At 72.4% G+C, this 11932-nt stretch carries 10 protein-coding genes and 1 tRNA gene; 10 read left to right on the top strand and 1 reads right to left on the bottom strand.

From position 1 onward, the window contains the following. Positions 1 to 11 precede the first annotated feature (11 nt). The 9 genes from WMF39_RS13945 to cyaY all read left to right on the top strand — a co-directional run bounded on the left by WMF39_RS13945 (position 12) and on the right by cyaY (position 7661). Positions 12 to 596, top strand: a complete 585-nt coding sequence (locus tag WMF39_RS13945) for a hypothetical protein (protein ID WP_437745999.1) — start codon at positions 12 to 14, stop codon at positions 594 to 596. Positions 597 to 737: 141 nt separating this feature from the next. Continuing rightward, entirely contained in the window at positions 738 to 1439 is a 702-nt protein-coding gene (locus tag WMF39_RS13940) for a winged helix-turn-helix domain-containing protein (RefSeq protein WP_437745998.1), read from the top strand. Between the two features lie 3 nt (positions 1440 to 1442). After that, entirely contained in the window at positions 1443 to 2819 is a 1377-nt protein-coding gene (locus WMF39_RS13935) for a histidine kinase dimerization/phospho-acceptor domain-containing protein (RefSeq protein WP_437745997.1), read from the top strand. A 291-nt stretch (positions 2820 to 3110) separates the two neighbouring features. Then, a complete protein-coding gene (gene uppS / locus WMF39_RS13930) occupies positions 3111 to 3851 on the top strand; it encodes a polyprenyl diphosphate synthase (protein WP_437745996.1) in 741 nt (246 codons plus the stop codon). A gap of 121 nt (positions 3852 to 3972) precedes the next feature. Beyond that, positions 3973 to 4046 (top strand) — tRNA-Arg (locus tag WMF39_RS13925). A 64-nt stretch (positions 4047 to 4110) separates the two neighbouring features. Beyond that, positions 4111 to 4392, top strand: coding sequence for a hypothetical protein (locus WMF39_RS13920; RefSeq protein ID WP_012235184.1), 282 nt, complete (start codon positions 4111 to 4113; stop codon positions 4390 to 4392). A 100-nt stretch (positions 4393 to 4492) separates the two neighbouring features. Next, a complete protein-coding gene (phnA, locus tag WMF39_RS13915; RefSeq protein ID WP_437745995.1) occupies positions 4493 to 5782 on the top strand; it encodes a phosphonoacetate hydrolase in 1290 nt (429 codons plus the stop codon). A 34-nt stretch (positions 5783 to 5816) separates the two neighbouring features. Continuing rightward, positions 5817 to 7265 carry a phosphonoacetaldehyde dehydrogenase gene (phnY, locus tag WMF39_RS13910; RefSeq protein WP_437745994.1) on the top strand — a complete coding sequence of 483 codons (1449 nt, stop codon included), beginning with the start codon at positions 5817 to 5819 and terminating at the stop codon, positions 7263 to 7265. A gap of 57 nt (positions 7266 to 7322) precedes the next feature. Next, positions 7323 to 7661 carry an iron donor protein CyaY gene (gene cyaY / locus WMF39_RS13905; protein WP_437745993.1) on the top strand — a complete coding sequence of 113 codons (339 nt, stop codon included), beginning with the start codon at positions 7323 to 7325 and terminating at the stop codon, positions 7659 to 7661. Between the two features lie 27 nt (positions 7662 to 7688). Here the strand turns inward: cyaY and WMF39_RS13900 are convergent, their stop codons facing one another. Beyond that, entirely contained in the window at positions 7689 to 9257 is a 1569-nt protein-coding gene (locus WMF39_RS13900) for a hypothetical protein (RefSeq protein ID WP_437745992.1), read from the bottom strand. 431 nt (positions 9258 to 9688) lie between these two features. Here WMF39_RS13900 and WMF39_RS13895 point away from each other — a divergent pair, with 431 nt between their 5' ends. Continuing rightward, the gene (locus WMF39_RS13895; protein WP_437745991.1) at positions 9689 to 11896 is read left to right on the top strand and encodes a pseudouridine synthase; all 2208 of its coding nucleotides are present in this window, start codon (positions 9689 to 9691) and stop codon (positions 11894 to 11896) included. Positions 11897 to 11932 lie beyond the last annotated feature (36 nt).

Here is an 11932-nt window from a genome sequence, read left to right as displayed (position 1 = left end):
CCTCGCCATCCATGCCGCCTCCGCTGGGATCCGATCACATCGCGGCGTGGGCTGCCCGGCGCGGCCTCGCCTTCACCGCGCGCCCCGACGAGGCCTGGTTCCGCCGCTGGGAGCCCTACGACACGATCGCGCCGCCCTCCGCGTACCTCTCCGCGTGCACGTGGACGGCGAACCCCGGGCACGCGGTGATCGCCGAGCCCTGGTACGCCGAGGGCGAAGCCGAGCCCCTCGAGCGGACGCTGCTCGGCTTCGCGTCGCACCCGGCGCTCCAGCGCCGCGCCTCGATGCGCGTCGGCGAGCATTTCCTGACGCGCGTCGCCTTCATCGAGAGCGCTCCCCCGCCCCGGGTCACCCTCGACGATGCGCTCTGGGACGCCCACGTGACGACCTTCGCCGCCTCCCAGCGCGAGGCCGCCGGCGCGTTCCATCCGCGGCTGCGCAAGCTCCTCGCCCGCCGCGGTTTCCAGGGGCACCTCGAGCTCCGCCCTGGCGGCCTCGTGGTCCACTGCGCCGGCCTGCGGCCCGTCCCGGAGCACTACGAGCGGCTGCTCGGCGTCGTGCGCGAGCTCGTCAACGCGGCGATCCCGCACGCCTGAGCGCGCACGAACGCGGCGATCGCGACGTCCGCGAGCCCCCGCAGGGGCGGGGCCGGCCAGGTCCGCTGACCAGCCCCGCTGACCAGCCCCGCCGACCAGCCCTGTCGACGCGTCCGCCGCGCCGTTCTAGGCTCACCGACCATGGCCAAGGTCCTGGTCGTCGAGGATGAGCCGGCCATCGCCGAGTCGATCGCCTACTTCCTGCGCCGCGACGGGTTCGCGGCCACCGTCACCACCACGCTCGCGGCCGCGGAGCGGGAGATCGACAAGGCCGACCTCATCATCCTCGATCTCATGCTCCCCGACGGCAGCGGCTTCGACCTGATCGGCCAGGCGCGGCGGAGCGCGGCGCGCGCCGCGATCATCGTCCTGTCGAGCCGCGACAGCGAGGCCGACCGCGTCGCCGCGCTCGAGACCGGCGCCGACGACTACGTGACCAAGCCGTTCTCCCCCCGGGAGATCGTGGCGCGGGTGCGGGCCGTCCTGCGCCGCGCCGCGCGGCCCTCGCCGTCCGCCGCCGCGTCCGCGCCGCTGCCGCTCGTGGTCGACGAGGCCACGCGGCGCGCGTACGTGAGCGGCCAGAAGGTCGACCTCACCCGCGTCGAGTTCGATCTGCTCGCCTGCATGCTCGCCGCGCCGGGCAGGGTCTTCACGCGCGCGCAGCTCATCGATCGCGTCTGGGGCGACGGGTTCGCGATCACCGACCGGACCATCGACTCGCACGTGAAGGGGCTCCGGAAGAAGGTCGTCGAGGCCGGCGGCGACGCCGACCTCATCGAGACGGTGCGCGGCGTCGGCTACCGCGTCGCGGACAAGCCGGGCCCCGCGGAAGGCGGCGGTTGACGCGTGCTGCGCCTCGTCGTCACCGCGGCGGCGGCGGTCTCGCTCATCCTGCTCGTCGCGCTGTTCGCCTCGCGCCTCGTCCGCGCCCGGACGGCGGGGATGAGCATCCGGATGCAGATCTTCATCGCGCTCGGCGGCATCGTCGGCGCGTTTGCGTTCGGGCTCGGGCTGCTCGTCATCGATCGCATCGAGGCGCGCGCGACGCTGCTCGCCGAGGGCAGCGCGCGCGACGAGGCGGCCGCGTTCGCCGCCGTGGCCGCGATGGAGATGGAGGTGCGCGGCGTCGATCTCGCGGCGGTGCGCGCGCTCGACGGCGAGGCCGAGGGCCCGACCGCCCAGAGCATCGCGCTGCTCGATCCCGAGGGCCGCGTGCTCCGGGCGCGCGGCGCCTCGCCGGGCGAGCCCGGGACCGTCTTCGTGACCGCGCCCATCCAGGTCCGCGGCCAGCGCGTCGGCAGCGTGCAGGTCGTGAAGCCGACCATCGTGGTGCAGCGGATGGTCGCCGACTTCGCCCCGCCAATCCTCGTGCTCAGCACGGTGCTCGGCGCCGCGGCGGCGATCTCGTCGTTCCTGATCGGCCGCACCATCGCGACGCCGATCGAGGCGCTCACCGAGTTTGCGGTGCGCGTGAGCGAGGGCGAGGTGCGCGCGGCGACGCCGCCGGCGCAGGGCCGCGAGGTCCAGCGGCTGACGCGCGCCATCGACTCGATGCGGCGCCAGATCGAGGGCCGCCCCTTCGTCGAGACGTTCGCCGCGGATCTCTCGCATGAGCTCAAGAACCCCGTCGCCGCGATCCGCGCGAGCGCCGAGGTGCTCTCCGAGGGCGCGCTCGACGACGCCGAGGAGGCCGCCCGCTTCGTCGCGCGCATCCGCGAGGCGACCACGCGGATCGAGGCGCTCCTCGGGGAGCTGCTGTCGCTCGCGCGCCTCGAGGCGCGCGGCGTGGAGCACGCCGCTGTGGTCGACCTGGTCGCGATCGCAGAGGCCGCCGCGGCGCGGGCGCGAGAGCGCGGCAGCCGCGTCGAGCTCGACGCGCCGAGCTCGGCGACGGTGCGCGGCGACGAGCAGTGGCTCTCGCGCGCCGTCGACAACCTGCTCGACAACGCGCACACGCACGGCGACGCCGCGGCCCCCGTCCAGATCGCCGTGTCTCGCGTGGGCGGACAGGTCGCGATCTCGATCCGCAACCGCGGCGAGATCGGGCGGCACGTCGCGGGCCGCCTTTTCCGCCGTTTCGTGACGACCCGCGCCGACCGGGGCGGCACCGGCCTGGGCCTCGCGATCGTCAAGGCGATCGCCGAGGCCCACAGCGGCTCGGCCGAGTGCACCCACCGCGGGCCGCCCGAGGTCGAGTTCAAGCTCTCGCTGCCGGGGGCCTGATCCTGTGAAAGGATGAGCTCTCTCGCCATGCCGCTCCTCCCGGCGACCCTTTTGGTTTCCGGGAGGTTTCCTCGGTTTGACAGCGCACCGGGTCGGTGGTGCGAAGGCGCGGCGGTGGTCTTCGGGCGAGCGAGCGCGTGCCAAAGAGCTCGCGCACCCGTCAGCGGCCAGAGCGCCTTGAGCTCTCCCGCGCCATCCTCCACAGAACCTCCACGATCGCACCACCGTCGGCCCCCCTGCCGCGCTCATGCTCGGCGCAGAGTCCGTCGTCGTCCCCACCCAGGAAAGCCCATGACGTCCAGCAATCTCCCCAAGCACGTCGCGATCATCCTCGATGGCAATGGCCGCTGGGCGGCGGCGCGGGGGCTCCCCCGCATGCGGGGGCACCAGCACGGGGCGCAGGCCGTGCGCACCTCGGTGCGCGCTTGCCGCGATCGCGGCATCCCGTACCTCACGCTCTACGCGTTCAGCGTGGCGAACTGGTCGAGGCCCAAGGACGAGATCGACGCGCTGATGCGCATCTGCCAGGAGTTCGCCGAGGGGGAGCACGACGAGCTGATCCGTCGAGGGATCGCGGTTCAGGTGGTCGGCGATCTCGAGGACATCCCGACGCCGACGCGGCGCGCGATGGAGAAGCTCGTGGAGGACACCGCCGGGGGCACCGAGATGACCCTGGCGCTCGCGCTGAGCTACGGCGGTCGCCGCGACATGGCGAACGCCATGCGCGCGCTCGCGGTCCGCGCGCGGGCCGGGCTGGTCATCCCGGAGGAGATCAACGAGAAGTCGCTCCGGAACTTCCTGACGACCAGCGCGATGCCGGATCCCGATCTCATCATCCGCACCGGCGGAGAGAAGCGTCTCAGCGACTTTCTGCTCTTCGAGGCCGCGTACGCGGAGCTGTTCTTCACCGACACGCTCTGGCCCGATTTCACGGAGGCGACCTTCGACGAGGCGGTCGCGACCTACAGCCGGCGACAGCGGCGTTACGGCCGGACCGGCGAGCAGGTCCGCCGCCTGGCCGCGTCGACCTGACCGGACGTCGCCGGGGCGCTCGCCGCGCCCACGGCGCTGGCGACGCTCGTAACGCTCGTAACGCTCGTAACGCTCGATTCCGCGTCCGCGATGCAGTACGAGAGATGCGCTTGTCGTCCAAGCGCCCGTAGCTCAGCTGGATAGAGCAGCGGCCTTCTAAGCCGCGGGTCGCAGGTTCGAATCCTGCCGGGCGTGCCGAACGTCCTCGGTGCGTCGCTTGACGGTGCTGCCCGGCGCGGACCACCATGTCCCTGACGCCATGGACAAGAGGGTCGTGCTCGTGCTGGGCGGTCTGGTGCTGGGCGCGGCCGTCGCGCTCGCGGCGGGGCGGGTGCGCGCCCAGGGGCTCACGCCGAGCGTCCCCGCGCCGCGGTGGGAGCAGGACTGCGAGCAGGCGCACGGCGTGGACGAGGCCCGCGCCATCGCGAAGGCGCGGGGCGAGGGCGGCTGGGAGCTCGTGGCGCTCGACGCCGGTGTGATGTGCTTCAAGCGGCCGGTCCCGGCGCCTCCGAAGCCGGCCGATCCCTGGCCGGGCTACTGACGCACCGCCGCTCCGCTGCCCGCCGTTCGAGGCGGAGGAGCGCCCGAGGCGGCGCAGCGACGGCCCTTCTCGGCCGGCGCGCTGCGTGTCAGCGTTCGGCATGATCGAACTCGGCGACCGGCGCTATGCGCTGCCCGCGCGCAAGACGGTGGTGTTCTGCGTCGACGGGTGCGGGCCGGAGTACCTCGACCAGGCGCTCGCGGACGGGCTGATGCCGCGGCTCGCGGGCACGCTCGCCGCCGGCGGCCTGTACGTGCGCGGTCGAGGCCAGGTCCCGAGCTTCACGAACCCGAACAACGTGTCGATTGTCACCGGCCAGCCGGCGCGCGTGCACGGCATCTCGGGCAACTATTACCTCGACGCCGCCACGGGGGAGGAGGTGCCGATGAACGATCCTCGGTTCCTGCGCGTCCCGACGCTCTTCGAGAAGATGGAGCAGGCGGGCGTCAGGACCCTCTGCGTCACGGCCAAGGACAAGCTCCGCGCGCTCCTCGGCGCCTGCCGCGAGGGGGGCCCTCGCCCGATCTCGCTGTCGGCGGAGAAGGCGCACGAGCAGGCCATCCCGGAGCACGGGATCGGCTCGATCACCGCCGCGGTCGGCCGCGAGAACCCGTCGATCTACGACTGGGACATCTCCCACTACGCCATGGAGATGGGCCTCGCGCTGCACGAGCGGCTCTCGGCCACGCTGCTCTACGTGTCGCTGACCGACTACGTGCAGCACAAGGAGCCGCCGCGCGGGCCGATGTCCGATCGGTTCTACGCCCGCTTCGACGCCCTCTTCGGCGAGTACCTCGACGCCGGCTTCGTCTGCGGCATCACCGCGGATCACGGCATGAACGACAAGACCGCGCAGGACGGCTCACCGAACGTGCGCTACCTGGACGACGCGCTGCGCGAGGCCGGCCTCTCGGGCTTCCGCGTGCTCCTGCCGATCACCGACCCGTACGTCGTGCACCACGGCGCGCTCGGGTCGTACGCGACCGTGTACCTCGGCGCGCCGGACGACGGCGCGCGCGCCGCGCAGGTCCTCGAGCGGCTCCCGGGCGTGGAGCTCGTCCTGACCCGGGAGGAGGCCGCGCGGCGCTTCGCGCTGCCGCCGGATCGGATCGGCGACCTCGTCGTCCTCGGCGATCGGAGCACGGTGCTCGGCAAGAGCGCGGCCTACCACGACCTCTCCGCCGTGCAGCGCGGGCTCAGGTCCCACGGCGGCCTGCACGAGGCGGAGGTGCCGATCCTCGCGAGCCACCCGCTCCGGCCCGGGGAGCGCGCCTGGCTCCTCGGCGCGGAGGCAGCCGACGCCGACGCCGCGCGGGGCCGGCCGAGCGCGCTGTCGAACGCGGACGTCTTCGATCTGGTGCTCAACCGACTCTCGACCGCCATGGCCTAGCGCCGACGATCGAGCGCCTGAAGGGGGGACAGGGATGGGCTCGATGCTCTCAATCGATCGACCAGCGTTCCATTTTCCGTGCCTGATCGGGGGAAGACCGGTGAACCGGGACGAGGTCATCCTCGTGCGCTACCCGTTCACGGGGGAGGTGATCGGCAGCGTGCCGAGGCTCGACGAGGGGGCGGTGCTGGAGGCGCTCGCGAGCGCCTCCTCCGGCCCGCCGCGGCTCTCTCGCCACGAGCGCAGCGAGATCCTGCTCCGCGCCGCGGCGCACATCGAGGCGCAGGCGGGGGCGGTGGCGCGGCTCATCACGTGGGAGAGCGGGCTCTGCCTCAAGGACACGGCCTATGAGGTGCGGCGCGCGCTCGACGTGCTCCGCTTCTCCGCGTACGAAGCGCTCCGCGACGACGGCCAGTGCCTCGCGTTCGACATCTCGGCGAACGGCAAGCCCCGGCGGGGGTACACGCTGCGCGAGCCGCTCCGCCTGGTGACGGCGATCACCCCGTTCAACCACCCGCTCAACCAGGTCGCCCACAAGGTCGCGCCGAGCGTCGCGAGCGGCAGCTCCATGGTGCTCAAGCCGTCGGAGAAGACGCCCCTCTCCGCGATCTACCTCGCGGCCGTGCTGCACGAGTCGGGGCTGCCGCCCGGCATGCTCAGCGTCGTGACCGGCGATCCGGCGGAGATCGGGCGCGCGCTCGTGACCCACCCGGCCGTGGAGCTCGTGAGCTTCACCGGCGGGGTCGAGATCGGCAAGCGCATCGCCGGCCTGCTCGGCTACCGGCGCGCGGTGCTCGAGCTCGGCGGCAACGACCCGCTCATCGTGCTCGACGACGCCGATCTCGACGAGGCCGTGCGGCTCGCGGCGTACGGCTGTTACAGGAACTCGGGGCAGCGCTGCTCGGCGGTGAAGCGGCTCATCGTGAGCGAGCGCGTCGCCGACGAGTTCGCCGGCCGCCTCGCCGCCGCGTCGGCGCAGATCAAGGTGGGCGATCCGCTCGATCCGGCGACCGACATGGGGACGGTGATCTCCGAGGCCGCGGCGCGGCAGCTCGAGGCGGCGGCCGAGGACACGCTCGCGCGCGGCGCCCGGCTGCTGTTCGGAAACGAGCGCCGCGGGGCCCTGTACGGCCCCACCGTGATGGATCATGTCCCGCGGGACGCCCCCTCCGTGCAGCACGAGACCTTCGGCCCGCACGCGCCCATCCTGCGGGTGAGGGACATCGACGAGGCGATCGCGGTGGCGAACGGGACGAGCTACGGCCTCTCCGCCGGCGTCTGCACGAACGACCTGGGGCGCGTCCACAGGCTCGTGCGGGAGCTGCGCTGCGGCACGGTGAACGTGCGCGAGGTGCCGGGGTACCGGTCCGAGCTGTCGCCGTTCGGGGGGATCAAGGACAGCGGCATCGGGATCAAGGAGGGCGTCGTCGAGGCGATGAAGGCGATGACCAACGTGAAGCTCTACACGGTCCCCTGGGAGTGAGGGGGCGCCGGCGCTTCCCCGTACCGCCTCGGCGCGCGCCGTTGTAAGCGGATCGGCATGAGCGGAGAGCCCCTATCGGAGCGAGAGTTCGACGACGTGGCCGATCGGTCGCTGCGCGCGCTGGATCGAGCGATCAACGAGATCCCCGACGGCGTCGAGGCCGACCTGCAGAGCGGCATCCTCACCCTGGAGTTCGAGGACGGCATCAAGTACGTCATCAACAGCCACCGCGCGGCGCGGCAGATCTGGATGGCCGCCGAGCGGGCCGCGTGGCACTTCGACTACCGGCCGTCCGAGGACCGCTGGGTGGCCCAGAAGTCGGGCGAAGAGCTCTGGAGCACGCTCGATGCCGTGCTGTCCCGGAAGCTCGGCCGCGCCGTGAAGCTCGCTCGCTGAGCCGCGCGGTCCGCGGCGCGAGGTGCATCACAGGGCGAAGCGGATGCCGAGCCCTCCGAGCAGGCCCGTCACGGAGGCGCCGACCCGGAGGTCGAACGCGACGCGGTCCCACGGGCGAAGCGCGAGCCCTATCTCGGGCAGGACGAGCCACGGATAGACGAGCGGCCGCAGGCCTTGAGGCCGCCCCTTGGGACGGGTAAACCAGCTCGGCTCGACATAGCCTGGGTAGTGATCCGCGTCGTAATCGAGCTCGTTGCAGTACCGGAAGCTCCCGATCGGATTGTTGGGTCCGCGGCATTTCACATAGCGGTACGGGTCCCCCGGCACGAAGGAGCCCGGGTCGCCAGGCACCGCGTCGCCGGGATATGCCTGGGTCCGGTAGAGGTCGCCCGTGAACGTCCAGCCCACGCCAAGGCCGGCCCCGACGCGGAAGGCGAACAGCTCGTCTCGATCGAGCGGGATGTTCCAGACCAGGCGGACCCCCGCCTGGAGCGCCTGGAGATCGCTCTCGACGATCTCGTAGTCGGTGTCCGGGTGCCCCTTCGGCTTGAACGGCGTCTCGTCCATCCAGAAGCGCGCGTAGGCGACCGAGAAGACGAGATCGAACCGCCGCCCGAGCCGCGTGGACAGCGAGATGTCTCCGCCGGGGACGAGGACGTCCCGCCCCCCTTCCCCGAGGAGCCCGAACATGAGCTGAGGGATGAAGAAGCCCTGGAAGCCTGCGCCGAGCCACACGTCGCGCTGCCTGCGCGGGCTGGGCGGCGTGGGCTCGGGCATCTCGACGGCGGGCTTCGGCCTCTCGTCGGGGCCCGTCGCGACGCGCGGCTTCTTCGCGACCGGCTTCTCGGCGGCGCGAGGCGGCTTCTTCGCGACCGGCTTCTCGGCGGCGCGAGGCGGCTTCTTCTCCGGCGGCTTCTTCGCGACCGGCTTCTTCGCGACCGGCTTCTTCGCGACCGGCTTCTTCGCGACCGGCTTCTCCGGCGGCTTCTCCGGTGGCTTCTTCGCGACCGGCTTCTCCGGCGGCTTCTTCCCCCCGGGCTTCGGCTTGAGGCGCAGCTTGATCTCGCGCCGCTGCTTCTCCTTCAGCGTGATCTTCTGCGACGTCTCCTCGTGGCCCTCGGCCCTGGCGACGATCACCAGCACCTCGCCCGGATCGAACCGGTGCGGCGCCGACGGCTCGCTGATCACCTCCCCGTCGATCTCGACCACCAGCCCCTCGTACGGCTCCGCCGGCGTGACGACGAGCGTCGGGATGCGCGCATCGAGCTGAGCTGCCTTCTTCTTGGCCGATGTGATGGCCGCGACATCCCGCGCGTTGTAGCCGGGCGCCTTCTTCTCGCTCGCGACCTTGTGATAGATCTCGCTGGCCTTCAGCAGCTCGCCTTGCTTGACGTAGCAGTCGGCGAGCGGAACCGCCGAGCTCGGGCGATGCCGCTGGCTCTCGGCGGACTCGAGCAGCGGGATCGCCCGCTTGCAGAAGCCGCCTCTGGCTGCGTTCATGCCCTGGTTCGCCTCCTTGTCGCCGGGTCCGGCGAACACCGGAGGGGCGAGCAGCACAGCCAGGAGGCCGAAGAGAGAAGCGATCGGAAGACGCAAGAGGCGCTCAGTCTACCACTGCCCCCCGCGAGGCGCGCGGGACGGACCGGGCGCTGCGACGCTACGACCGCGGATGTCGCGAACGGCGCGGCCCGAGGTAAGGAGCAGCGCCAGGGATCGCCCACATTGGCCCCTGCGTTGCCTGGCGGCTGGCTCGACGGAGCGAGCGGGGCCTGGACCGCTCACCGTCCGGGCAGATAGCGCAGACCCCGGCGAAAGCGCGGGATCTCGTCAGGATCCAAGAGCGCTCCCCGGCGCGCCGAGCGCCGCAGACGAAAAGCTCGACGGATTCCGCTTTACACCTTCGACGCTGGCCGAGAGCCCCTGTAAGCTCCCCCGGAATGGCTTCCGGCGCAGGTATCGAAGGACCGCACGGGCTGGGCGAGAGCACCAGCGCAGAGGGATCGGGCGGCGGTGTTTTGTCCGGGCCCGTGCGACGCACATTGAAGGCAGGCGAGATCCCGAACACGCTGATCGAGTGCACGCACTCGGTCGAGTGCGCGGGCTGTCCGCTCATCGCGGGTGATTACGCGGAGCAGCTCGGCACCAAGCGTGCTCGGGTCGTGTCCGCAGCCGCGCACTACCCATCACTCGGGCTGCTCCAGACGAGCTCGGTCATCCCGGCCGATCCGATCACCGGCTATCGCGGTCGAGCCAAGCTCATCGTCGCCCCCTCCGGCGCGATCGGGCTGTACGGCCGCACGGGACATCACGAGGTCGTCGACATCCCGGGCTGCCGGGTCCTCACCCCGGCCCTCGCCGCGGTCACCTCGCGGCTGCGCGAGCTGATCGCGTCGCCGCCGCCGGAGGTCCGGCCGCTGCTCCTCCCGTACGACCCGGCGAGGGGCGGCGTGCTCCGCGCCCTCGATCTGCGCGAGGTCCACCTCGCGCCCGGGACGCCGCTCTTCGCGGAGGCGGGAGCGACAGAGGACAACCCGGCGTTCGTGCTGGTCACGTTCGTCCTGCAGCGCGAGCGCGCGTGCACGCGCGACGAGCTGCGGGAGGCCGGCCGCGCCATCCGCCCGATGCTCCCGCGCGTCATCGGCGTCGCGGCGAACTTCCACGACGCGGAGGCGCCGCAGATCCTCGGGCCCGAGACGATCGTGCTCGACGGCGCCGCGCACGCGGAGGACCGGATCGGGCAGACCTACCACATCGCCGCGTTCGGCTCGTTCGTGCAGGCGCACCGCGCGCAGGCCGCGCGCGTGCACGCCCTCCTGCTCCGCGAGATCGCGTCGCTCGAGAACGACGGGCCCGTCATCGAGGGAGAGGCCGCGCTCGGCCCCGCCTCCCGGCGCAAGGAGCCGCCGCGCATCCTGGATCTGTACGGCGGCTCGGGCGCGATCTCGCTCGCCCTCGCGCAGGGCGGCAATCGGGTCCTCATGGTCGAGTCCTTCGCGCCCGCGGCGGCGAACGCCCGCGCCGCGGCCGAGGCCCAGGGCCTCAGCCAGCGCGTGGAGGTGCGCACCGGCGACGTCGCGGAGATCGTCAGCTCCCTCGTCCACAGCTCGGAGAAGTTCGACGGCATCGTGGTCAACCCGCCGCGCCGCGGCGTCTCCCCGACGGCGCGCGAGGCGATCGCGCGCCTCGGCGCGCCGCTGCTCGTCTACGTCTCGTGTGATCCCGACACGCTCGCGCGCGACCTCGATCACTTCTGCCGCCTCGGGTACTCGTCGACGGAGCTCACGCCGCTCGACATGATCCCGCTCACGGAGGAGATCGAGACGATCGCCGCGCTCCGCCGGACGCCCCCGCCCGCGCCGAAGGTCATCTACGACGACGACGGCGTGCTGGTCGTCGAGAAGGGCCCCCACGAGCCGGTGGCCACGCAGCCGGAGTACCTCGGCTCGCTGCTCGCCCGGTGCGCCCGCATCCCGGGCAGCACGACGACGCCCATCATCGTGCACCCGCTGGATCCGGGCACGAGCGGCCTGGTCATGCTCGCGCGGAGCGAGGAGGCGGCCGCGCGCTGGGGCGAGGCGCTCGCGAAGACGGGGCGCCTCATCTACCTCGCCGCGGCCAAGGGCGTCACGCCGGGCAAGGGCGCGATCACCCGCGATCTCCGTGAAGGGACGCGCACGTACACGGCGCGCACGCGGTACCGCCGCCTCGCGGTCGCCTCGGGCCACTCGATCCTCCGCGTCATCCCGGACGGCGGGCGCACGCACCAGATCCGGCGGCACCTCGCCGCGATCGGGCACCCGATCCTCGGCGACGAGCGCTACGGTCACGTGCCCACGAACCGGTACTTCGAGGAGAAGCACGGGCTCGATCGCTCGTTCGTGCACCTCGTGCGCATCGAGATCGAGCACCCCCGCACCGGGGTGAAGATGATCATCGAGTCGACGCTGCCCGGCGATCTGCGCTCCGCGCTGGAGCGCTCGACCGGCCCCTCGGTCCTCCGCTTCCTCGAGCAGAAGCACGCCCTCGGCGAGCAGCGCGCCGTGCCCGTCCTGACGACCGCGAGCGACGAGCCCGCGCCGAGCAGCAGGATGATCCCGCTCCGCCCCGAGGACGCGGAGTCCGCGCCTCCTCCCTCCATCCGCAGCCCCGGGCCCATTTCGATCCGCGTCCCGGATCTGGACGAGTCGCCCCGGACCATCCGGCACCCCATCATCTCGACCGGCGACGAGGACTGAGCGGCGCGCGCCGCCGCTCGGCCACCCCGGCGAGGC

It is taken from the genome of Sorangium sp. So ce1504 (assembly GCF_051521635.1).
GTDB classification, from domain to species: domain Bacteria; phylum Myxococcota_A; class Polyangia; order Polyangiales; family Polyangiaceae; genus Sorangium; species Sorangium cellulosum_B.
The sequence above is the reverse complement of the archived record's forward strand: the minus strand, read 5'-3'. Positions and strand labels throughout refer to the sequence as shown.

What these genes read in the sequence shown, in the direction of transcription:
- WMF39_RS13945 (WP_437745999.1), top strand. Translation starts at nt 12, where the DNA reads ATGCCGCCTCCGCTGGGATCCGATCACATCGCGGCGTGGGCTGCCCGG.
- WMF39_RS13940 (WP_437745998.1), top strand. Translation starts at nt 738, where the DNA reads ATGGCCAAGGTCCTGGTCGTCGAGGATGAGCCGGCCATCGCCGAGTCG.
- uppS (WP_437745996.1), top strand. Translation starts at nt 3,111, where the DNA reads ATGACGTCCAGCAATCTCCCCAAGCACGTCGCGATCATCCTCGATGGC.
- WMF39_RS13920 (WP_012235184.1), top strand. Translation starts at nt 4,111, where the DNA reads ATGGACAAGAGGGTCGTGCTCGTGCTGGGCGGTCTGGTGCTGGGCGCG.
- phnA (WP_437745995.1), top strand. Translation starts at nt 4,493, where the DNA reads ATGATCGAACTCGGCGACCGGCGCTATGCGCTGCCCGCGCGCAAGACG.
- phnY (WP_437745994.1), top strand. Translation starts at nt 5,817, where the DNA reads ATGGGCTCGATGCTCTCAATCGATCGACCAGCGTTCCATTTTCCGTGC.
- cyaY (WP_437745993.1), top strand. Translation starts at nt 7,323, where the DNA reads ATGAGCGGAGAGCCCCTATCGGAGCGAGAGTTCGACGACGTGGCCGAT.